This is a genomic window from Desulfosarcina cetonica JCM 12296 (genome assembly GCF_001311845.1).
GTDB lineage: Bacteria > Desulfobacterota > Desulfobacteria > Desulfobacterales > Desulfosarcinaceae > Desulfosarcina > Desulfosarcina cetonica.
This window is the reverse complement of sequence record NZ_BBCC01000007.1, coordinates 24,728-46,809: the sequence shown is the minus strand read 5'-3', so window position 1 is coordinate 46,809 and position 22,082 is coordinate 24,728. Positions and strand designations below refer to the sequence as shown.

General features: G+C 46.5%; 20 protein-coding genes and 3 pseudogenes. 1 reads left to right on the top strand and 22 read right to left on the bottom strand.

The genetic code is table 11. The features are described 5' to 3' along the window. Window positions 1–16 precede the first annotated feature (16 nt). The 11 genes from JCM12296_RS02820 to JCM12296_RS02760 all read right to left on the bottom strand — a co-directional run bounded on the left by JCM12296_RS02820 (window position 17) and on the right by JCM12296_RS02760 (window position 12,638). Entirely contained in the window at window positions 17–910 is an 894-nt protein-coding gene (locus JCM12296_RS02820; protein ID WP_054689539.1) for a sulfotransferase family protein, read from the bottom strand. Continuing rightward, the gene (locus tag JCM12296_RS02815; protein ID WP_054689538.1) at window positions 897–1,409 is read right to left on the bottom strand and encodes a glycosyltransferase family protein; all 513 of its coding nucleotides are present in this window, start codon (window positions 1,407–1,409) and stop codon (window positions 897–899) included. Before JCM12296_RS02815 ends, JCM12296_RS02820 begins: the two co-directional genes overlap by 14 nt. Continuing rightward, a complete protein-coding gene (locus JCM12296_RS35760; RefSeq protein WP_246803942.1) occupies window positions 1,379–1,816 on the bottom strand; it encodes a glycosyltransferase in 438 nt (145 codons plus the stop codon). Before JCM12296_RS35760 ends, JCM12296_RS02815 begins: the two co-directional genes overlap by 31 nt. Further along, complete coding sequence (locus JCM12296_RS02805; RefSeq protein ID WP_157067324.1) at window positions 1,816–4,116, bottom strand: glycosyltransferase; 2,301 nt, start codon at window positions 4,114–4,116, stop codon at window positions 1,816–1,818. Before JCM12296_RS02805 ends, JCM12296_RS35760 begins: the two co-directional genes overlap by 1 nt. Beyond that, window positions 4,113–5,309, bottom strand: a complete 1,197-nt coding sequence (locus JCM12296_RS02800; protein WP_157067323.1) for a glycosyltransferase family A protein — start codon at window positions 5,307–5,309, stop codon at window positions 4,113–4,115. Before JCM12296_RS02800 ends, JCM12296_RS02805 begins: the two co-directional genes overlap by 4 nt. Window positions 5,310–5,341: 32 nt before the next feature. After that, window positions 5,342–6,031 carry an ABC transporter ATP-binding protein gene (locus tag JCM12296_RS02795; protein ID WP_172683739.1) on the bottom strand — a complete coding sequence of 230 codons (690 nt, stop codon included), beginning with the start codon at window positions 6,029–6,031 and terminating at the stop codon, window positions 5,342–5,344. Between the two features lie 111 nt (window positions 6,032–6,142). Continuing rightward, window positions 6,143–6,979, bottom strand: a complete 837-nt coding sequence (locus JCM12296_RS02790; protein ID WP_054689528.1) for an ABC transporter permease — start codon at window positions 6,977–6,979, stop codon at window positions 6,143–6,145. A 786-nt stretch (window positions 6,980–7,765) separates the two neighbouring features. Beyond that, window positions 7,766–8,761 carry a prenyltransferase/squalene oxidase repeat-containing protein gene (locus JCM12296_RS02780; protein WP_054689524.1) on the bottom strand — a complete coding sequence of 332 codons (996 nt, stop codon included), beginning with the start codon at window positions 8,759–8,761 and terminating at the stop codon, window positions 7,766–7,768. Next, window positions 8,751–9,764 carry a glycosyltransferase family 2 protein gene (locus JCM12296_RS02775; protein WP_083455746.1) on the bottom strand — a complete coding sequence of 338 codons (1,014 nt, stop codon included), beginning with the start codon at window positions 9,762–9,764 and terminating at the stop codon, window positions 8,751–8,753. Before JCM12296_RS02775 ends, JCM12296_RS02780 begins: the two co-directional genes overlap by 11 nt. A gap of 286 nt (window positions 9,765–10,050) precedes the next feature. After that, window positions 10,051–11,526, bottom strand: a complete 1,476-nt coding sequence (locus tag JCM12296_RS02765) for a glycosyltransferase family A protein (RefSeq protein ID WP_054689518.1) — start codon at window positions 11,524–11,526, stop codon at window positions 10,051–10,053. Continuing rightward, window positions 11,523–12,638: a class I SAM-dependent methyltransferase gene (locus tag JCM12296_RS02760; protein ID WP_054689516.1), complete on the bottom strand. Its 1,116-nt coding sequence runs from the start codon at window positions 12,636–12,638 to the stop codon at window positions 11,523–11,525. The genes JCM12296_RS02765 and JCM12296_RS02760 overlap by 4 nt, the downstream gene beginning before the upstream one ends. Before the next feature lie 459 nt (window positions 12,639–13,097). On the opposite strand from JCM12296_RS02760, the pseudogene JCM12296_RS35755 reads away from it, so the two are divergent. Further along, a pseudogene (locus tag JCM12296_RS35755) lies at window positions 13,098–13,429 on the top strand (ISAzo13-like element transposase-related protein); the annotation flags it as partial. Here the strand turns inward: JCM12296_RS35755 and JCM12296_RS02750 are convergent. From JCM12296_RS02750 to JCM12296_RS02715, 11 genes and pseudogenes are all read right to left on the bottom strand, one after another. Next, window positions 13,427–13,762 (bottom strand): SDR family oxidoreductase, encoded by a 336-nt coding sequence (locus JCM12296_RS02750; RefSeq protein WP_054689512.1) that lies wholly within the window; start codon window positions 13,760–13,762, stop codon window positions 13,427–13,429. The pseudogene JCM12296_RS35755 and the gene JCM12296_RS02750 overlap by 3 nt on opposite strands. Before the next feature lie 203 nt (window positions 13,763–13,965). Next, window positions 13,966–14,514 (bottom strand): dTDP-4-dehydrorhamnose 3,5-epimerase, encoded by a 549-nt coding sequence (rfbC, locus tag JCM12296_RS02745; RefSeq protein ID WP_054689510.1) that lies wholly within the window; start codon window positions 14,512–14,514, stop codon window positions 13,966–13,968. Window positions 14,515–14,521: 7 nt separating this feature from the next. Next, entirely contained in the window at window positions 14,522–14,662 is a 141-nt protein-coding gene (locus JCM12296_RS51280; RefSeq protein ID WP_479690848.1) for a hypothetical protein, read from the bottom strand. Between the two features lie 125 nt (window positions 14,663–14,787). Further along, window positions 14,788–15,441, bottom strand: coding sequence for a glucose-1-phosphate thymidylyltransferase RfbA (rfbA, locus tag JCM12296_RS02740; RefSeq protein WP_479690847.1), 654 nt, complete (start codon window positions 15,439–15,441; stop codon window positions 14,788–14,790). 85 nt (window positions 15,442–15,526) lie between these two features. Further along, a complete protein-coding gene (gene rfbB / locus JCM12296_RS02735; protein ID WP_479690846.1) occupies window positions 15,527–16,516 on the bottom strand; it encodes a dTDP-glucose 4,6-dehydratase in 990 nt (329 codons plus the stop codon). Window positions 16,517–16,545: 29 nt separating this feature from the next. Continuing rightward, window positions 16,546–17,622 (bottom strand): GDP-L-fucose synthase family protein, encoded by a 1,077-nt coding sequence (locus tag JCM12296_RS02730; protein WP_054689507.1) that lies wholly within the window; start codon window positions 17,620–17,622, stop codon window positions 16,546–16,548. Window positions 17,623–17,640: 18 nt separating this feature from the next. Continuing rightward, window positions 17,641–18,728 (bottom strand): annotated as a pseudogene (gmd, locus tag JCM12296_RS02725) (GDP-mannose 4,6-dehydratase). A gap of 180 nt (window positions 18,729–18,908) precedes the next feature. Further along, window positions 18,909–19,165, bottom strand: a pseudogene (locus JCM12296_RS35750) (acyltransferase); the annotation flags it as partial. A 315-nt stretch (window positions 19,166–19,480) separates the two neighbouring features. Further along, entirely contained in the window at window positions 19,481–19,705 is a 225-nt protein-coding gene (locus JCM12296_RS35745; protein WP_083455744.1) for an ATP-binding protein, read from the bottom strand. A gap of 9 nt (window positions 19,706–19,714) precedes the next feature. Continuing rightward, a complete protein-coding gene (locus JCM12296_RS43300) occupies window positions 19,715–20,971 on the bottom strand; it encodes a hypothetical protein (protein ID WP_054689504.1) in 1,257 nt (418 codons plus the stop codon). Between the two features lie 118 nt (window positions 20,972–21,089). After that, window positions 21,090–22,049, bottom strand: coding sequence for an AlbA family DNA-binding domain-containing protein (locus JCM12296_RS02715; protein WP_054689501.1), 960 nt, complete (start codon window positions 22,047–22,049; stop codon window positions 21,090–21,092). Between the last annotated feature and the right edge of the window lie 33 nt (window positions 22,050–22,082).

Sequence of the window (22,082 nt, the reverse complement as noted above, 5' to 3'; positions counted from 1 at the left end):
CTACGCTGCACGTCATTTATCGGATTGCATTCATCACGTTTTTCAACGAAGACAGGCAGCGATCTGCCAATCGCGCAAGCTTTCTGCTTTTGTCAGGCTCATCGAACTCCCAGCAGGCCTTTTTCGTCAGTTCGTCGATCCGGTTAAGTATCGGCTCAGGCAGATAGTCCTTATACTCATTCATGTACTTTATAGACACTTTCGATCCATGGACACCGTAATTGGGCTCGAATTTCAATAATTTTCTGGAATAGTTCAATCCGAGGAAATCGAAGATGCGCTTCACCTCACGATGCGGCTGCAGGCATAGTCGGTCGTAATGAATCAGCAGAATACGATCAGAGTATAGTCGCATCGCCCGCTTGTATCCGTTGAAGTATGAAACGTAACGGTTGGCATACGCAAATAGCTGATCGCTCTCTATCGCCGCTTCCCTGGTCAAATGGCTCCTTTTAATCCATGACCAGATAACCCCCTTGGCCTCCTTGGCGATCACGATACAGGGAACACCAGGTACCTTTTCCAGAACACTATCAAGGTGCAAGAGGTACTTTGGTGTCTTGTCGAAAAGCAAGACCGATTTATCCGAGATAACCCTGGATTTCTCACGCAATCGTCGATACGCTGTCGACCAGCTATCCGACGTACAAATATAATCGACAAGTTCTTCCTGTGTGATCTTCCAACCGTTTCTAATCAACGATCCGTTGAATTCGTTGAATTCAGGATTCAGATAGTCACGCGGAGAAGTGGCCAGTAAAAAACCACACTCAAACCCCGAATCCAGTTCGGGATGTGCACGCAGTAGTTCGTTGATCAGGGTGGTGCCTCCTCGTTCATAGCCGCAGACAATCGCTTTGAGTATAGTATTCGTCGGCGGGAATTTTTCAGCTTTTTTATAGGAAGACATCGTATTTTATTCCATCTTCATAGTCGTTCTTAATGACCCTGTATCGCACGTCCCTTAATGCGCTCTCCGGTAAGCTACCAGTGCCCAACAAGCCAGTTGAGGTTTTAATGGTCAGCCGCAAATTGGTTTTGATCGGTTCGATTTCTTGTAAAAAATGTTCGATCTTTTTGTTTTTTCGCACGTCGTTGAGTGATAAACAGACGTGCAGTTCCCAGTCCTGGCTCTGGGTGTCGCTATTGAAAAACGTCCCGTCGATAAACCTGGCCCATTTGGTTCTGAAAGTTGCCCGATCATTGTTGTCTTCGCCGATCGTCCGGGTGCCATTCTCGTAATGAATAATATCGGTATCGGGGTAATAGACGACTTTGTAGCCCGCCTCCCAGATTTTCATGCACAGGTCCATGTCCTGGCACTCTTCGTTGTAGCTTTCGTCGAAACCGCCGACAGCATCAAAACGGTCGTGCCGGATCAAGAGCGCCGCACCGGTAACGCCGGGCATCTCCTTGATCCGGTTGGCTCCGTAAAATCCGCAGGAAAGCCGGCGTAAGGATGCCAGCCGACGTAACGGTAAGGATCTCGCGTGAATATCTCGGCACCTGCGTGTTGCAGGGTGGCGTCGGGAAACTGTAGCCTGGTGCCGACAACGCCCACCTTTTCGGAGATGAACGGCAGCAGCAGGTTGGGTAGCAGGGCCGACCGGATTTGGGTATCGTTGTTCAGGAAGAACAGATATTCGCCTGTAGCACAATCAGCCAGCTGATTATTGTTTGCGGAGAAATGGTAATTCTTCAGATAAAATACCTGCACGACCTCAGGCAGATTTTTATAAAACTCTATGACAGACTGATCGGTGGAGCCCGTGTCGCCGATCAGAATCTCGACCTGGCGGGTGTCTACATGCTGAATTAGCGACTCGATGCAGGGTCGAATGAAATCGATTTTGTCTTTGGAGAGGATACAAATCGATACCCTTCCCGAATCGTGCTGGCGCGGCGCCGGGCAAAGCGGGTCCTCGTTTGGGGTGCCTCTGGCGTGCCATCAGCTGCGGCGTAAAAATCGAATCCCGAAATCAAACCGTGCATCAACTGCCGCAGCTGTGCAACATTTGACGACCACAAATATTGGCCAACGAACTCCTTGGCGCGACGGCCGTAAGCGACCAGATCCTCGTGGCTGCAGCCGCTTAGAAATTGCGCCATCTGATCCAGACTGTCGAAGACGAGCGGCGTGACTTCCCGATGAGAGCTGTGGTCCAACGCCAGGGCCGGTTTGCCGAAATACTGCGCCTCCACCAGCGGCAGATTGAACCCTTCCCATTTGGAGAAGCTGATAAACACGTCGCAGGCCAGATAGCTTCTAACAAGTTCTCGGTCCGACGCGTTAAGAATGACCTTTATACCCGCTCGCTCGATTGCGCGCTTGTCCGCACGGGTACCGGCACCCAAGAGGACGCAGGTGAAGCGATCCGTGTCGATCAGGTCGCTAAAAGCGATGAATTGGTCATAGCCTTTGTAGTTACATTCGCCGCATCCCAGCCGGCTAACGCACAGGATGTTGATCTTGCTGGAAGAGAAGGCCGGCGACGGTTCGCCGTCGTCGGCTGGAGGACAGCGGTTTTGCAGGTGGTCGGCCCCGTTATGAATGACGACGGCATCCGGCCAGTCGATATCCCGGCGGATGAAACGGCTGATGGCCACCACTGCATTGCAGCTCCCATAGACGACGTCGTGTTTGTAAGCCTTAATGGCAAGACGTGTTTCACGCTCGTGGGTGTCGAAAAGATCAGGATTGGGGTCACCGTGTTCATAGGCGATGGTCACCTTGCGCTTATCGATGCGCGGCAGAATCTCGAAAAACGGTGTTGAGTGAGCGATGATATATGTATGCGGCGATGTGTTCAACCTTGCGACAAACGTATCCAATTTCCCTGAATTGATCCTCACCAGGTAATAGGGTCGCTCGGCGAATCGCTCCGTATCGCAGTCAATGGCGTACACTGTCACTTTGTATCCGGCTTGAACCAGTTCGCAAGCCTGGACATCGACGACCACGTCGACACCATAACCGCTTTTCATTCGGATCGTCAAAATCGCAACGTCGGCAGTAGGTGTATTCAGGTGTCGGGCAAGGTTCGGGTTGTAAAATGGATCGCCGTCAGTGATCAGTCGTCGGTGGGCGCGCTGCATGAAAGCCACTTCAGACTGGAACTGGGCTTTTGCTTCAGGCGTCGACGGAATTTTACGGGTTACGGATTCGTGGTGGCTGGCTTGGCACAGGGGGGTATAAATTATCTTGAAACCTCTCGCTCTCAATCGCAGGCACAGATCGACATCGTTGAAAGCAACTTTCAAGTGCACGGCATCCATCCCTCCGACTTCCTGATAGAGTAATCGGCGGATCATCAGACACGCTGCCGTTACGGCGCTGACATTATGCACGATGTGCGGCTCATACAGGTAACCCGGTGCATCCGATGGGTAGCCGCGGTGCAGATGAGCGACCAGATCGTTAACCCCCAGGCCGACACCAGCATGCTGAATTTCACCACTGGGATAGTAAAGCTTCGCCCCTACAATCCCTACGCCGGGGCGCCGGGCATGGTCAAGCAGCCTTTCAATCCAGTCCGGCGAAATGATTTCGATATCGTTGTTAAGCAGAACAATGAATTCGCCCTGGCACCAAGATTCCACCGCCCGATTATTAATAGCTGCATAGTTGAACGGTTCGTCGTAGTCATGGAATTGGATTCGCGCATGATTGCGTATAAGATCTGCCTTGAGGGCTTTTATTTCCGGCGTCTGGCTGCGGTTGTCCACCCCGACGATCTCAAAACGGTGGTAGCTGGTCTTCTCCAGGATGGACATGATACAAGTTTCCAGAAGGTCAGCCCGATCGCGGAATGGGATGATGATGCTCACCAGCGGACTCTCGTCCCACACCGGTAGAACGTGGGTAATCGGGAAAAAATTTCCCCGACGGATGGTCACGTCCATCTGATGGCGCTTGAAATGTCTTTCAAGTACCTGGCAGCGCTCAACCCAGGCAGCATTTAGAGCATCATTTGCGGTAACAGTTACGATATTTAACGGATCATGCAGGTGGAACAGTACATAGGGTAAGTGAATAGGGACCGATTGGGCTGAAAAGAGACACTGCAGCGACAAGTCGTATAGATAGTTTTCATTCAGCAGGACATCACAGCTCACCAATCCCTGGATGAATATCGAAGACAAAGCAACGGCCCGGGAAAAATAGTCGTGGGAGTAAAGACGTTCCTCATCGAAATCTGGTTTGAAGGCCGGGTGGGCATAGGTCCCGCCCGGTGTAATGTGATCATGATCGGTATAGATGATACGTGCACCGTCCTGGGCGCTGCCAGGAGTCGCAGGGTGTTTTCGGTGAGCTGATCGCCGGCCAGCAGGAAGATAAAATAATCACTGTCAATTCGCTGTAATAATGCGTCGAGGATCGACGCCGGGGCGGCACCTGGTGCAATGTGGAACGATAGATTGCGTCCCACCGTTTCGGCCTCTGCCACCCGTAAAACTTCACTGTTCTCGTGTCCGCTGCCGACAAAGATCTCGTAATTCGGGTATGAAGTATGGGTGATAGAGGTCAGCGTACCCTGCAAATCTTCCAGAGTGGCTCCATTTTCCGCGAGAACGATCACCGTGAAGTGGGGTGCCGCACCCGGTGAGGATGATTGAACGTTGCTGACTGTCGCCACACCGCTATGGTCCGGAAAATTATATCGGCGGTTGAGCCTCTGCGCCGATGGATCACCGATATCTGGCAGCCCGCTGAAATCTGGTAGGCCGTAGCTAAAGATACGCCCTTTGACTTTACGAAGGATATTACGGATCCCGCCTCTTTTAATCTGCTGGAGGACGTCCATAAAACGCCCCCGATGGGAATAGGCTAATTCCACCAGGCGAAATGCGAGATAGCAGAGTTTTTGACAATAATACGTGATGCGGCCTAACCGAACGAATTCCAGTTTATCGATAACAAGCGAGCCGCACCCGTCGTAGGTAAGGTAGGCAAGGTTTCGGATTGCCGGGTCGAACTTAAAGAAGTAGATGTGACGGACACCGTCGGCATACCCGAGCGAAATCGTTTGCGCGTCGGTAAAATCATTGTGAGGCCCGTACTGATAGTGAAAGCGGATTAGTCGTCCTGAATCAGCTGAAGTCAGCCGTTTAACGACTTTCAGAAAAGACACTGTCTTTCTAAAGGTAAGGGTCAACCGGCCGTCACCACTGCCAGCCGTTAGGCGATCTTCCTCCAAGAAGAGTTCGCCGTTGGTTAGCAGGCTGGCGATATTATCACGACAAATACGCATAATTCCGGTTGTGGCTGTAATGGCAGCCTTTTCGGTTAAAGTTGATGGATGGGTCATATTTTTTTTATCGATTCGGGAGCGTTGGGAAATTATTTCCTGGGGACGCTGCCATTTTTGATTTGCTTGAGAAAATCGGTGTACTGGCCGCATATCGTCTTGGTCGGGCCATCGCCAACGATCCGTCCCGCTTCGATCCATAAAGTGCGTTGGGTGATGGTATGCAGCAGATTGGTGCTATGGCTGACAAAGATGAAGATATTGGATTGGTCGATAGCGTCGGAAATGCGTTTTTCGGCACGCTGTTTGAATTCTCCGTCACCGCCGGCAAAAACCTCGTCACTTAGCAAAATGTCAGGTGCTATCTCCGTTGCCGTCGCAAAAGCGAGGCGCTGACGCATGCCAGATGAGTAGTATTTTACCGGCATATTGGCATAGGCTGCCAGTCCGGCAAATTCGATGATCGGGTTCAGCCGCCGGGTCATCTCATCGACGGGGATCGCCATCATGGTCCCCATGAGAATGACGTTCTCGACGCCAGAGAGCTCGGGTTGCATACCCGCCCCTAAACCAATCAGTGGAGATGTCCGGCCGACGACCCGGATGCGGCCATGGGTGGGTGGGTAGACGCCGGCAATCAGCTTCAATAGCGTCGATTTCCCGGCACCATTACGCCCCACGATACCGATGCGCTCGCCATTGGTGATGTGGACTGTCAAGTCTCTAAAAATCCAGCGTTCCTCCGATCTAGAGTATTGGTTGCGCAGGATCCGGCGGAGCAATTTTGGCCCCTTCCCATTTTGGCTGGTACCATAAGATCGAAAACGCAGGGAAACCGATTCCATATCAATTGAACTTTTTAACTTAGACATCACGATGCGGCGCCATTTTCATTATAGATGAAAAATAAATCGTTTCTCAAACCATTTATAAGTCGCGTAGCCTACAATCATCGCTGCCACGCTCATCGTCAAGGTAATCAGCCAGGTTATCGATGCCGGCCAATACCCATGGTAGATGCTGCTCCGAAATAGATTCAGAAAATAGGTAACTGGATTAATAGTCATGAGAAAACTGTACTTTCCCAACATATTGGGAGTCAGCAGCACCGGCGAGATGAAGTAGAGCCCCCGAAAAAAAATGGAGACAAAGTATTCGACATCCCGGTAATAAGTGGTCAACGTCATAACCACCAGCGAAAGTCCGAAGGCGAACAGCGCCAGAGTGACAATGTTAAGCGGCATCAGGACGATGGGGAGATGAACCTTTCCGCCCATAAATAAAAGAGTAATGAAGACCCCGATCAGAGTGCACAAAAAATCGACCAACTGGAAACATGCCGTGATTAAGGGATAGATGATTAGCGGCATGTTTGTTTGATTGACTGCCGATTGACTCGTGATCAGGCTCTTGCTGCAACCCATGACGGTTTGCTGCAGGAATGAGAATGGAACCATACCGCAAAACAGATAGATATGGTAATTGGGGATATTCTGGCCTATGATATTGCCAAAGACAACTGAGAGAATCACAAGGCTCGCCAGCGGATTGAGAACCGTCCAGAAAAACCCCAGAACGCTCCGTTGATAACGAACCTTGAGCATTGCGGCGAGGGAGAAGTATATGTAATGCCGATATGCGAATACCACCCGCACATCCCTTGCGATGGCCGACCACCAGCGTTTGCTCAACCTGTTGGGGTCCTCGGTACCGATGTAGATTTGTTCCATTAGTTCACCAAATTATGTAAACAATTCAAGCCTCCGACAAAGCCGGAGGCTTGAATTGTGAACCGCTCAAACGGCATATATTAATTTTCTGATTATATCGGATTTTGGGGAGCCCCCTGGTACCCTCCCAAAGAAGCCGAAACAAATAGGTCGTTATATCTGAATTTGTTTAACCGTTCAGCCGGACTTTGCAATCCATTGTACGTATTTACGGTTCAAAGATTGAATGAAGCAAAATTGTTGACCAAAGCCCAACCGAGAACACGCAACTATGCTTAATCCACTGCTCCATTATTTGATGTGAGCTGGATCTAATCTCTGGTTCAAGCAACCGCCCCGTGAACGCTTACACAAAAAGCATTTTCTTATCCTATTTTAGGGATCGCTTCGAAGTTGGCAATACGATAAGACCCCTCGCTAATCAATTCAATATCAAAACTTCGGTTGATATCGAACATAAAAAACAGCGTCGAATTCGAACATATTTCTTCGCTCAATATTTCCGTTCCGGTGTTGATCTGTACCCATGTCTGATCGCACGTCTTTACATCAAAAGTTACAATCATTTCGTTCGAATTATTATCTGTATAAATACGGTTTAACCCTTCAACCAATTTAATGTTTTGGAATCCTTTTATAACATTGGCTTTATTGTTGGTGGAGTTGCCTCTATATGATCTTTTTATGGCATCAATATCGTGGTATCCGAGCCATGGTAGTCTTCTAAAGACAAAGGAACTTTTTTTGATCTCATTTTCACTGTAAGTCAGAACCAATGCCAGCATTCTAAACCATGTTGAGAACGAGTTGCTTTCCGAAGTATCGCACGAACAAATCTCCAGCAGTGTGATACTTAGCCACAAACGTCTGCTTTTGATTTTTGAGGGTTCTGAACTTACAATTGGCAAAGCCGCCATCACTATTTAATAACTCTTTCAATGGCTCCCGCGCCTTTTGAAATACATTGTCAAGAATATCTTGTCGATAATCGCTCACTAAGGAAGCTTTAGCCAATAAATCCAATGCATCATAGTCCAGGCATGTCTGCCCAACATCCTGGTTTCGAGAAAACAGTCCATCATCACGCTGAAGTTTAATGCATGAATCAATAATTCGATTTAAAAACAGAAGCGGACGATGTCTGTAAAAATAGAAGAATGTAAAATGGAAAGTCCCAGCCATAGCAGCCGATAGGCTGACAGGAAGATTGCCTTTCCACAATCCTGTCAATTTGCTTTGATTGTCATCAATCCAATCCAGCGCAGCATCAACAAGAGGAATCAGTTCATTCCTGGAATGTCTTTCTATTTCGAATACAAATTGAGCCAACCAAAACATTACACGATTGGAATTTAAGTGAGGGTTTTTCCAGTCGTACGAATCAAACTCTGACAGTAATTTTTTTTTGCTCAAGACTTTCTTGGGAAACTTTCTCGACGGAGAAATATGTCCCAAAATATCAAGTGCTTGCTGACAAAAGCATGTTGTCTCGCCTTCAAAATATTCTACATCGTGCTCCTGAGTAGCTATCATCTCTTCTTTGAAAAGCATGTCACGGAAGGTTCCGTCACCTTGACAACCAGACATAATAAATGAAATCATTTTTTTCTTATCTGCATCTGTTACTTGATTCAAATGACCTAAAAACTCCAAAGCGTGTAACGCATATGCCGTGCCCATCAAAGTTACCTCGTTACCATGGGCAAATCTAAAACCACCTCGCTCTTCATCCCATAATGATAACACGAATCGAATACTGTCTTGTCTCATTTTATCCAGCATTATTCTGTCCTTGTTTCGCAATCGCTATGGATAAATTATTACTAATCTTTTTTAGATCAAACAATAGGTTCAACAATTCATTTCTTTCATGTCCATTTTCTATTAGGTGTTTTTTCAGCCCCTTTAAAAAACCACTGACAGCATCCTCTAGCTGCTCATTTGTAAGGTGAAAATGGTCATTAATATAATTTAAAACACGCAAGTGCTCATGAATTCTTGTCAAATCCTTCGACTTCTTACTCCTCATGGTATCTTTGTGGAATCTAAAATAGTTTAACGAATCCGCATGAAAGTAGATATTTGTTTTGTGCAAAAGCTGTGTCCATAACATCCAGTCCCCACAGACGCTAAAACTTTGAATTTCAGACCAATCAATATCTTTAAGCAAGCTTTTACTGAAAACAATCCCGCTTGCGTTAGGTAAAACATTCATCCTTCTCATAAACTTTTTTACGTACTGTCTGCCAGGATGTATAAAGTTATCTTTCCACAACCGTGCATCTAATCCTTGAAGAACGTTGATATGATTTCCGAAAATATCCCCCTCCGAATTAATAAAATGGGACTGAGCATATCCAATCTTGACATTCAATGCATCATTTAAATTAGGGATGATTCGTTCCAGGAATGCAGTATCCGCATAATCATCAGCTTCTGCGATCCAAATGAGCTCCCCTTTGGCATGTTTTAACCCTTTCTCCCATTGGTAGAATACCCCTCCACTATTTTTATCGTTGTACTCGACATGAGCAACTTTATCTGATCTCTTGCGATATTTTTCAATGACAGTAATGCTTTCATCCGTTGAAGCATCATCAAGCAAGATGACTTCGAAATTTCGATAGGTCTGTTTAAAAATACTATTCAGCCGTATGGGCAAAAAAGATTCTTTATTATAATTTGGAACAATCACAGACACCAGCGGCTTGCCATTAGAGTTATAAGAGCTAATGATCCGTTTCATATCGGTAGGGCTGACTGATTGATCAACCACAGGATACATTTTTTGAACTCTCTTCGAACCGCACCCGAATGTTTTGAGATGATGAAATTGAGAATCTCGTTATGATACATTACTGTATTCGACACCATTGAGTGATCACTTGTGCGATATTCGAATCCGGCTTCATGCATATGGTAAAATTTGTACTTAGTTAAAACGCCGACGGATGTCCAAAAGTCCCAGTCCTGGTAACCTATCATGTGCTCTTCATATCCGCCGACTTCTTCCCAGATGCATTTTCGGTAGACAGCACACGCATCAATTTTGTTTTGTATAAACTGTTGTTTCAGTTCAAACTCGGGTACCCGATTGAGGTATTTCTTCGTCCCAAAGACTGAACATCCCCATAAACGACTCCAACAGTCTCGTCCGTTTCCATAATCTCTACGGCTCTGTAAAAGTGGACTGTCCGTATCCTGTTATCCGCATCTACCGGAAAGATATATTTACCCCGTGCCAGAGAAATTCCATTGTTCCTGGCAGCGCCAAGCCCTTTGTTAGGCTGAGCTAATATTGTAATGCCATCATTTTGCAGCTTATTAAACACCTGTTTCGTGTGCAGATCCGTTGAGCCGTCATCGACGACAATAATTTCATAGAGCTCGTCTTCTTCAATTGCCCGAATACTGTTGATTGTCTCTTCAAGGTATTCACCATGGTTGTAGCACGGCACAATAAAGCTCATAATAGGATCCGTTGATTCGTCAACATTCTCAATAAAACTCTGTGTAATTCTTTTGATGGAAACTTTTCCGGAAAGCTTGGATAGATTGATACGCTGCAAGCCAGTTAGATACTTAGTACCCAATTCAAATCGTACACTATTGGCAGATTCTGACAATTTTTTCGTTAAACATTTTGAAGCATTATATTTTTGATCGTTGACCGTGATATATTGAAGATTAATCAGCCCAGGGGAGTTCGTTTCTATTTCAAGCTCTACAATTAATTTTCCCTTTCGTTGTGTTATAAATGGTAACACCTCAAAGAAATTGGATTCGTTGAGAACCACCAAATCAAGACGTTCCCTCTGTATTATCGGAGACAACCCGTGAAATCGTCTTATGCTAGAAAAGACTACATCATTCAGAATGCAGCTGCCGGTACTTTCCTCATTTTGTGGAAAAACCACCGAAGGGCTCGAAAATGTTTCAGACGATATAGGTACAGTAGCATTATGGACGTTATAAACCTTTCTGTTCTCTTCTCGACCATATTTTAGATAATGCAACAAGGGGTTCATGCCACTTCTGGCCACATCTGGGTGATTCACCAAATATTTCTTAGTATCAAATTTTGTTGAAGGGTTACGCCCTTCCTTCCAGCCGAACAAAGCGTAGTGCAACAACGGTTCCATTCCAGACAGTGCTACGTCAATATTCTCTGAGAGATAGAATTGGGGATTAAAAAAAGTATTGGGCTTTCTATTTTCAAGAACTCCGTTTTGTATGTAATCCCATATAGCGCGCTTGGCGTTTGTCTTTGTATGAGTATATTGTTCAATATAGAAGTTTGTATCAAATAGTTGAGTTCTCGCAATTTGTTTATACAGCCGGTATGTGTGAAGTCTTTTATTACTCTTCATCTTTTTGTATAGCTCAATGGCATTGACTTCAAACTTACCATTTTTTCTTTTAATGTTCCTATTTTCAATATGTCGTGTCTGCAATTGTTTTTGCAGTACTTTAATCTTGTTTTCAAGGTTGATTATCTTTGTTGCGTATATCAAGCCTTTTTGTCTTAACAAATCATTACGTTTCATTGTTTTCTCTTTGTCAAATAATCCAAAGACAGGAATGCATCAATATCAAGTTTTATAGAATCGAGCTCACTAGTAGCATTCTGCAGCCGCTGTTGATGTTCATGAATCGTTTGTTTATATCCATCTATCTGTGTTTGCAGGTCATCAATTTTGTCTTTTTGCTGTATGACCTGTTGAAATTGTTTATCTCTTTCAATACTAAGCACTTCGATTGCACGTTCTCTCTCAAATAAGATCCCATATTGGTGCTGTTGTTCACTTCGTATTTTTTCAAGACTATTTTCCAGAGCTGCGATCATTCCCTTCTGCTGCTCTCGTTCGACCTGAAGGCTTGATATCTTTTTCTTCAGGTCAGACTCTGTAAAAGCCCATGTTTCCCTTTCGCGCATGAATTGATCTTCGGTTTCGCACATCATTTTTTCTTTGCTTTTAAGATGTGCTTCTAATGATTCGATGATATGGGCTCTTCTATGTGACACCTTTATAATTTCTTTTATTTCTGCATCTTTTGCAACACGAGAGATGGAGTTCTTCATCAAGATAGAATAATTTTCATTCGCCTCGTAGACACCATTCTTGATTCCCCAAAAATAGAGGTCATGATTGGATGTGTTTTTCTCGAATTTATATTGGCTAAATTTTTCTTCAACATTAATTACTTTCCATATGTCTTCTTCAGTCAAGTTTTTATAATACTGTGACCATTCATAATGTCCCTGCAGCAATGGTGCATCTTGCGGTCGGTTTCGTTCTGTTCCGTGTTCAGGTCTCCCCTCTGTAGCACATGTAAATAGGAACATCCCACCCGCCTTTAACATTCTATAAATGTTTTCAATACTCTCTGCATAAAACATATCATGCTCAAATACTTCTGTAGAGATAATCGTGTCAAACGTATTATCTGGTAGACGTAATTCGTGTATCTTTTGTACCACATCAACATTCTTCCCGCACCCAATATCAACCCCCAGATACAAGGCATCTTTGAATAAGTACTGATTATTCCCATTAATGTCCAATGAACCGGCATCTAAAACAAATACACGTTCGAAGTATTTCGCAAAGCGTTCACGAACCCTTCTACAGAAATCTATTTGCTCAGTATGTGACATCACAAGTGTTCCTTCTGTAAGCCTCATTGAGGTCTGAAAGCCATGCCCTTTGTGCATGGCTTTCCAGACCTCAATAAATTATCTGGTTGTTCTATTAAAACGTAAAAAATGCTGCTTATATACTTTAGACGGTTATAATTTGTGATTTAGAAAATGATTGAAAATTTAACGCCAGTAAGGCGTCCAACTCCTTTTTGTAATCGCCGCTCGTCTCAGCAAGGCACTGTAGAATCGACCCTGATCCGACTTTGCGGTACTTCATGCCAAGCTTTTTTAGAAATACACCAACTTTGGTCTTGCTGCGTCGAATTCCGGTCAGCCTTTCGATTTCAGCAGCAGCTTGCGCAATATTGGCAACCGGATTCTCCCGAAAATACTGTTCAATCGAATCGCTATATTTTTCAAGTTCACTTTGAGGACGGCGAAAATTGACTTTTCTGATTTCATCAAGGCCGCCCTGTCAATACCAACAAAAAGGAGTTGATCGGCGATTTCAAGAATACTGGCCGTGAATGGCAGCCTCAGGGCGAACCGGAACAAGTCAGGGTTCATGACTTCATTGATCGCGAACTGGGTAAAGTGGCGCCATATGGCGTTTACGATGTCACGGCCAACAACGGATGGGTCAGCGTGGGCATTGACCACGATACCGCGGAGTTTGCAGTGGAAAGCATTCGGCGATGGTGGCGGGAGATGGGATCGCCGGCCTACCCTGATGCTCGGCGTCTTTTGATTACCGCGACTGCGGTGGCAGTAACGGGAACCGCGTGCGGCTGTGGCGCCGCGAGTTAGGGTTTGCAGGCCGTTCCATCGAAGACATAATCCGTGGATATGTGAATCAACCGGCTGCCTGTTTTTTGAGCTGCAACAGCCAAGTTTTTCGGGCCGGTGGCGTTGACTGCATAGGCAAGATCGGGCTCCTCTTCAGCTCGGTCCACGGCGGTATAGGCAGAAGCATTGATGATTACCTCTGGTTTTTCACGCTCAACGATCGTTTCAACGTTCTCCCAGTTCGTAATATCGAATTCCGGCAGATCGAATGATTTTAAGTCAAAATATTCAGGTGCGGTTTCAGAAAGCGTTCGCCCCAACTGGCCCTTCCCGCCAATGATGAGTATTTTCATTTTCTTTCCTGTATTTTTTTATCTCCCACGCTTTGCTTGAGGGCACAAGGGGTTAAGGGTATGTTTACTTTTTAAGAAAGGATTGCAGCAATCAGGCCTTTCTATAAAACACCCTGCCCACCCGCTAAATATGATCAATCAAGTCCGATTATTTGATATGGTCATACAAAGAAAGATCAAAGGTATAAGGTAGGAGCAGACCATCATGCAAACACCTCGGCATCCCTGAACAAAACGCCATCTGCATCCTTTGCTGAAATAAGGGGTGCATCATTATTGATTGGCCATTGAATGTTTAGATCAGGATCGTTCCAGCGAATGCAGCGTTCATGTTCAGGTGCGTAATAATCGGTCGTTTTGTACAAAAACTCTGCATAATCAGTTAATACCAGAAAGCCGTGGGCGAACCCGGGCGGTACCCACAGCTGCTTCTTGTTTTCAGCGGAAAGAACCTGGCCGAACCATTTTCCGAAAGCCGGCGATGACCTGCGGATGTCCACAGCCACGTCGAAGACCTCGCCGCTGATCACGCGAACCAGTTTACCCTGGGGTTGTTTGATCTGGTAGTGAAGTCCGCGAAGGACGTTTTTCGTCGAGCGAGAGTGGTTATCTTGGACAAAATCGACTGTGAGACCGGTCTTTTCCTGGAAAACGGTTTGGTTGAAGCTCTCGAAGAAAAATCCCCGCTCGTCGCCGAAAACCGTTGGCTCCAGGATGAGAACATCAGCAATTTCAGTTTGTACGACATTCATTAGATAGTCACTCTTCTATGGCAGAAAACATCAGGCAATCACCATCGCCCGATTTCTTCTTCAAAATTTTCAAGAGGTATTGACCATATCCATTGGTTTTCATTGCGCAGCCGAAAGTTTCCAACTGGTCGTCGGAGATGTAACCCAAGCGCCATGCGATTTCCTCCGGGCAGGCAATTTTGAGCCCCTGCCGGCGCTCCAGAATTTCAACGAACCGGGACGCTTCGAGGAGGGATGAATGGGTACCGGTATCCAGCCAGGCATACCCTCTTCCTATGAGGCGACTTCCAGTTTCCCCAGTTCCAAATAATGTCTGTTGATATCGGTGATTTCCAGTTCGCCCCTTGCCGACGGCCTTGTTTCGCGGGCAATATCAACAACTTGATTGTCATAAAAATAAAGACCGGTAATGGCAAAATCCGATTTGGTCCGTTTCGGTTTTTCTTCTATGCCGATAACTCTGCCCTCGGCGTCAAAATTCACCACACCATATCGCTGGGGATCGGTAACTTGATAAGCAAATACGGTGGAAATGTCCGTCTTTTGATTGGCAACAGACAGATGCTTCGCCAAATCATGCCCGTGGAAAATATTGTCCCCAAGGACCAGGGCACTGGGATTCGATCCAATGAAATCGCTGCCGATGATAAATGCCTGTGCGATTCCCCCGGGATTCGGTTGAACTGCATAGGAAATATTGATCCCCCACTGCGTACCGTCACCTAAAAGCTGTTCGAACCGCGGCGTATCCTGGGGGGTGGAGATGACCAGGATGTCCCTGATGCCCGCCAGCATGAGCGTGGTAAGCGGGTAATAGACCATCGGTTTGTCATAAATGGGCAGCAATTGCTTGGAAATGGCAATCGTGATCGGGTAAAGGCGTGTTCCGCTGCCACCAGCCAGAATGATTCCTTTGCGTTGCATCATCGTCTCCCGTAATTGGTTTCGATCCACTGCTGGTAGGACCCGCTGGTAACGTTTTCCACCCACTGGGTATTATCCAGATACCACCTCACGGTTTTTGGATGCCTGATTCAAACGTCTCTTCAGGCATCCAGCCGATTACCTTTCGGATTTTCGAAGCATCGATAGCGTAGCGCCGATCATGACCCGGACGGTCCTTAACAAATTTAATGAGATCATGGTAGTGCATGTTGCCCGTCAACGGACGAATTCCGTCTAAAATGGTACAGATCGTGTTCACCACTTCAAGATTGGTTTTCTCGCTGTTGCCGCCGATGTTGTAAACCTCTCCGGGTATGCCCTTTTGAAGCGCTTGGATGATGGCCTTGCAATGATCGACCACATACAGCCAGTCCCGGATGTTCGCGCCGTCTCCATAGACCGGAATCGGCCTGCCGTTAAGCGCGTTATGAATGACCATAGGAATCAGTTTCTCGGGGAACTGGTATGGGCCGTAGTTGTTCGAGCAATTGGTGGTCAGGGTGGGCAGGCCATATGTGTGGTGATATGCTCTCACTATATGATCAGAGGCGGCTTTGGAGGCGGAATAAGGACTGTTGGGGGAATAGGCGGTCGTTTCCGAGAATGCCGGATCGTCATATTCCAGGGAACCGTAAACTTCATCTGTAGATACGTGCAAGAATCGAAAATTGGATTGTTCCCCGCTCGACAGTTTCTCCCAATAAGCCCGCACCTGTTGCAACAGGTTAAATGTTCCAACCATGTTGGTATGAATGAAATCATCGGGCGCTGAAATGGATCGGTCCACATGGCTTTCGGCCGCGAAATTGATAATGGCCCAGGGACGGTGTTCCCTTAATATTTGAGAGACGGTTCCTCGATCGCCTATATCTCCCTTAACGAATACATGGCGTGGATTATTAATTAAGTGATATAGATTCTCAGGATTACCGGCATAAGTCAATTTATCTAAATTGACGATAATATCATTGCTGTTTTCTTCCAAATATGTATGGATAAAGTTTGAACCGATGAAACCCGCCCCGCCGGTAACCATAACGGCACGTTTAATATTCATTTTCGAGCACTCGTTTCAATATCGTCACCCTATATCGCAATGCGATCCAAGTAGTCTAAATAAGCGCTTTTGAGCCCTTCCTTTAAATTGATTCGCGGCTGCCATCCCAATTCGGTCAGTTTTTTCGTATTGAGCAGTTTTTGTGGCGTACCGTCCGGTTTGTCGCGATCCCAGATAACATCGCCATCGTAGCCGACCACATCGCGTACCAGATCGACACATTCGGCGATGGTTTGGTCCGTGCCGCAACCAATGTTGATCAGCGGCGGTTCCGCTTCATTTAGGAACTGCCGGAAAATGCGTTCGGGTAGGGACATGATATGAATGCAAGCATCGGCCATATCCGCACTATACAAAAATTCTCTGCGTACACTACCGGTTCCCCAGAATATCGGCGCTGGTGACACGGCTACATCCATTTGCGAGATAGCGGGATTGACACCCAGCGCAGCCTTAACTTCCGCCGGAATTGGTCCGACGGAAATTTCATCGGCTTTGATACCTGTCACGTCGCCCTGTTGAGCCAGCTTCGCCAAATGGCATTTGCGGATGATCGCCGGTAGGACGTGGGACGTCTGCAGGTCGTAGTTGTCTCCGGGGCCATACAGATTGGTCGGCATGACCGGCATGAATTGGGTGCCGTACTGACGATTATAGGCCCAGCACATTTCGATACCGGCAATTTTGGCCACCGCATAGGAACGGTTGGTAGGTTCCAAGGGACCGTTCAATAAATAGGATTCCTTGATCGGTTGGGGGCAATCACGGGGATAGATGCATGAGGATCCCAAGAAAATCAGCCGTTTCACGCCATGTTTCCACGCACTCTGAATCACATGATTCTGAATGGCAAGATTCCGGTAAATGAAGTCTGCCGGATAGGTGTTGTTGGCCAAAATGCCACCCACTTTGGCAGCGGCCAGAAAGACGAAATCCGGCTTTTCGCTGGCGAAAAAATCAGCCACGGCGCGTTGATCTTCAAGGTCCAAATGTGCATGCGTTTTTTGAATCAGATTGTTGTAGCCTCGCCGCTCAAGGGCTTCAGTGATGGCCGATCCCACCAGGCCACGGTGCCCGGCGACGAATATCTTGCTTTCTTTTTTCATTGGATCTGTTTCAACGCGTCACTCTTTGTGGTCCAAAACACGATATCCATGGCGCTTGACAAGATCGTCGCGCTTGGCCAATTCGAGGTCGTGGGTAACCATCTCACGAATGAGTTCATCAATGGTGGTTTTCGGCTGCCATCCGAGACTCGTTTTCGCTTTGGCCGCATTGCCCAGCAGGGACTCAACCTCTGTGGGCCGAAAGTACCGCGGGTCGACGGCGACAATACGGTTCCCGTGCTGGTCGTAACCGCTTTCGTCAATTCCGCTGCCCTTCCACGTCATCCGGATATCCAGGCAGGCGGCCGCTTTGTCGATGAATTCGTGCACGCTGTACTGCTGACCCGTGGCGATCACGAAATCCGCCGGAGCATCCTGCTGTAGCATGAGCCATTGCATTTCGACGTAATCTTTCGCGTGACCCCAATCCCGTTTGGCATTCAGATTGCCCACATAGAGGCATGATTCAAGTCCTAATTTGATCCGTGCCAATCCTCGGGTAATTTTGCGGGTGATAAACGTTTCCCCACGCAATGGTGACTCGTGATTGTACAGGATGCCGTTACAGGCATAAATACCGTATGCTTCCCGGTAGTTTACCGTGATCCAGTAGGCATATAATTTGGCAACACCATAGGGCGAACGGGGGTAAAACGGCGTCAACTCGTCTTGTGGTACCTGTTGTACGAGGCCGAACAACTCGGATGTGGACGCTGATAGAAACGTGTTTTATGTGCAAACCCCAGGATCCGGATGGCTTCCAGGAGTCTGAGCGTACCGAGTGCATCAGCATTGGCGGTGTATTCCGGCTCTTCAAAGGAGACGGCAACATGGGATTGTGCCGCAAGGTTGTAAAGCTCATCAGGCTTAACCTTCTCGATGATATGGATCAGGCTGGATGAATCCGTCAAATCTCCGTAATGAAGAACAAAACGGCAATTTTTTTCATGGGGATCTTGGTAAAGGTGGTCTATTCTATCTGTGTTGAACAAGGAACTACGTCGTTTGATGCCGTGAACTTCATATCCTTTTTCAAGCAGTAACTCAGCCAGATAGGCGCCGTCTTGCCCCGTGATTCCTGTGATTAGGGCCTTTTTTTTAGTCATTTTGATCCCACCATTTTCGTTAGACGTCAAATCATACAGTTTCAATCCGACTCTGCCGGTTATGAGGAAAGCTGACAATAGGTTCAGTTTTTTTGTACAGTTTAATCTTCAACTCGATGCACACCAATGCATCATCAATTCCACTTTTGGGATCAACGGCAACATCTACTTCATGGCGACTACCTTTTTATTCACCAGAGCACCGTCCCCGACAAAGGCATAGCGGCCAATAGTCGTCCCGCAAACAATGGTCGAATTGGCACCCAGCCACGCACCATTCTTTACCAGTGTCGGCCGTACCTGATCCATCTTGCGGATTTCAGCTCGTGGATTATAGATGCGGTAAAGACCATGCTCGGGCCACAGAATACGCCATCTTCAAGCGTGCCCCCCTTGTAAACGGAAACATTGTTCTGGATCTTGCATCCCTTGCCGATGGTGAACCCCGTGGATAGCGTCCTCTTTGAGGACATCTGGTATGCTCAGGCAGGTCTCTACGTCCGTATACTGCTCACGAAAATTATTCAACGTGTCTGCGGATTCGCCACAAATGAGACCCAATGCACCGATTTGTGGAATATATAACGGGGATGCTTTCATGCGTCTCTTAAAAACCCTGTGGACGGTTAAAGAGGATTGATTGCTCTATTGCGCCACGAGCATTCACTGGCGGCAACAAATCGATCCATATTTTTCCTTTTGGCAAACGATGGGAGAAGCGATTTCATCATTCAATGTGGGATGCTCGATGTTCAGGAAAATGGTAGCGTTACCCTGAATGTTTCGCCGGAATCCTCAAAAATGACATCTGTGTTTAGTCTTTTTGCCTCCTGGCAGACCATTGGTAATCCCCGACCGAGTTTATCCATATAGCCAAGATTTTCCATCAGTCGAACCAATAGCGGATTGCGAGCGAAACTGGTGCCAACGGAAAGTTTTTCAATACTTACCGTGTTGGGCAGTCGACCGGGACTGATAAATTCTGATTATATCGGATTTTGGGGAGGGCTCCGGTACCCACCCAAAGAAGCCGAAACGTACAAATTGTGCAGCCAGTTATCGTGATATCGGAATTGGTTTAATCGTTCAGCCGGGCTTTTCAATCCATTGAAGGCATTTGCGGTTCGAGGATTGAACGGAGCAAAGTTGTTGATCAGAGTCCAACCTCGAATACTCAACTGGGCTGAATCCGTTGATCCATGAAAATATTGGGTACTATACAGGTGCCGATCCATCCGTTGCATTAACCGATCGACCATATTACTGGTTCGATGGGCTTTCGGATGGTCATAGGCCACTCGGTATGAAGCAATGTTTTTCCGTAGCTTCGTTAAGGGATCAATGATTACAGAGGGTGCATCGTTGCTTTCGCACCATTCGATCAGTCTTCTTATTCGTTGACAAAACGATCCCTTGCTTTCGGCACGATAACAATCCCAGAACTTCGAGGCGACATTCTCGTAGATATCCCGGTATTTCTTTTTGGCACGGTCACGGATTTTGATGAACACATGCAAAAAGCAGCAAATGATAACCACCGCCGGGAAAAGCGATTGCCATGCCTTTCGGGTGGCTTTCCATCCATCCATATTCACGGTCTCTGGTGAGTAAGCCGTATTTAAATGCCGGGCTTCATTTTTATAGACCTGATATGCATCCGTTAACGCTTGCTCACCAGCGTCTCTGGAAACATCGGCACCCAGGATACAGCCACCGCCAACCGTCGTGGCCACATATGTTTTTTCACCTGAAATCCGAGTATGTTTTTCATCGGCGGCAAGGTGCTTGGGAAGATCTTTAGCTCGTCTGATCGTTGTTCCGACAATGCTGTTTCTCCCAATCGATTGCTCGATGCGATACCAATACATGGGGTCTTTTCCAAAACCATAACTCAAAGCCCAAAAGGGAATGTTGAACTTCCTGAAAAAAAGTGCCGTTTCGATTTCGTCTACCCATCCAACGAGGTAAGGCATAATGAATGAAGGCCGGATGGTGTAGTTGACACCAGCAATTTTTATTCGACGGATCAAAATGGACTGCTTTTTTGAACGGTAAATGTCCTTCATCTGATATCCATTTGCGATCGCATCGGGAAACAGTTCCGGGAACAGCTCGATTCGTTGGTCGATGCAAAGCCTGAAATCTTCTGGGTTAAGGATGTTGCATTCATAATTGTCTTGAGAAAAGGGCAGGCATATGGTTCTGTTGTTACGGTTAGCGGATGTTGAATCTGCTATTCCCATATAGTTAGAGACCTCCTTTGGCGGGGATGTGTCTCTAACTATATAAAATTATTAGCAAAAAATCTAGACTTGAAAATTTACTGTAAAATCAACATGTTGTGTTTTTCATGCGGCATGGTCACAGCATGTTCAGTTCATTTGAATCAAGCTCCCCTAAATCCGTTATAAGCAGGATAAATTCAATACGGTCATTGAACATAAAAACCCGTATTTGAGACCCAACAACGCTGTAATTTCGATGTACCGTGGCATTAACCAATAGTTCTCGAAACACCTTATCCGGATAATGGGGGCTCTCCACACGCTTGGCACCCTGAATTGTCGAGGCGACAGGCCTGTTCGCTTTAATGGCTGCAAGTGCGTTGTCGACCTGACGCGGCAGACTACCGCCAAAATTCTTTTTATCAAGGAGCTCGGCATCCAGATGGTTGCCTGAAAAATGAGCAAAAGCGATTCCGGCCTGCGGTAATATTTTTTCAGGACTAATCCCAAATACCAACATCCCGCCCAAGGTTGATTTCTCGTTGGGCCCCAGAACATCGCTGGCAGTCAATAATCGTATTTTTTCATCCTCAGATTCAGTGGCGAAACTGATTTGATAATTGGAGAAATAATCGGAAATTGCAGAAAAATCCAAATGGGAAACACTCGTCCCATCGATTTCGACCCGATCGTAATGAAACAGACCGGAAGCCTGAAAAAGTCGAATCAGTTCCTCTCTGGAAGCGATGCGCTTTGTCGATCCGACTCGAATATAATATTGATTTTTTGACGTGTAATAGGGCCTGTCAACGCCTTTGGGGATGGAAATTCGCGCAATTTTAATTCCTTTTATTTCGCTATCCACCTCCTCGTATGTCGGCTGCAGAGGCGGGATTACTGCACTGCGACATATGTTTATAATATCTTCTTCATAAGAACGGGATATTCCCGTAATTTGAAGGTCGTCTTCCACGCCTATCCATATCTCACCACCTTCGGCATTGGCGAAAGCAACAATCTCTTCTGCAAGATTTTTTGCGGACACTTTCTCGGATTTGAATTCAATATATTGATTTTCCGCTTGTGGTATTTCCATGATGTTCAGCCATTTTTCAATACCTTAAAGCTT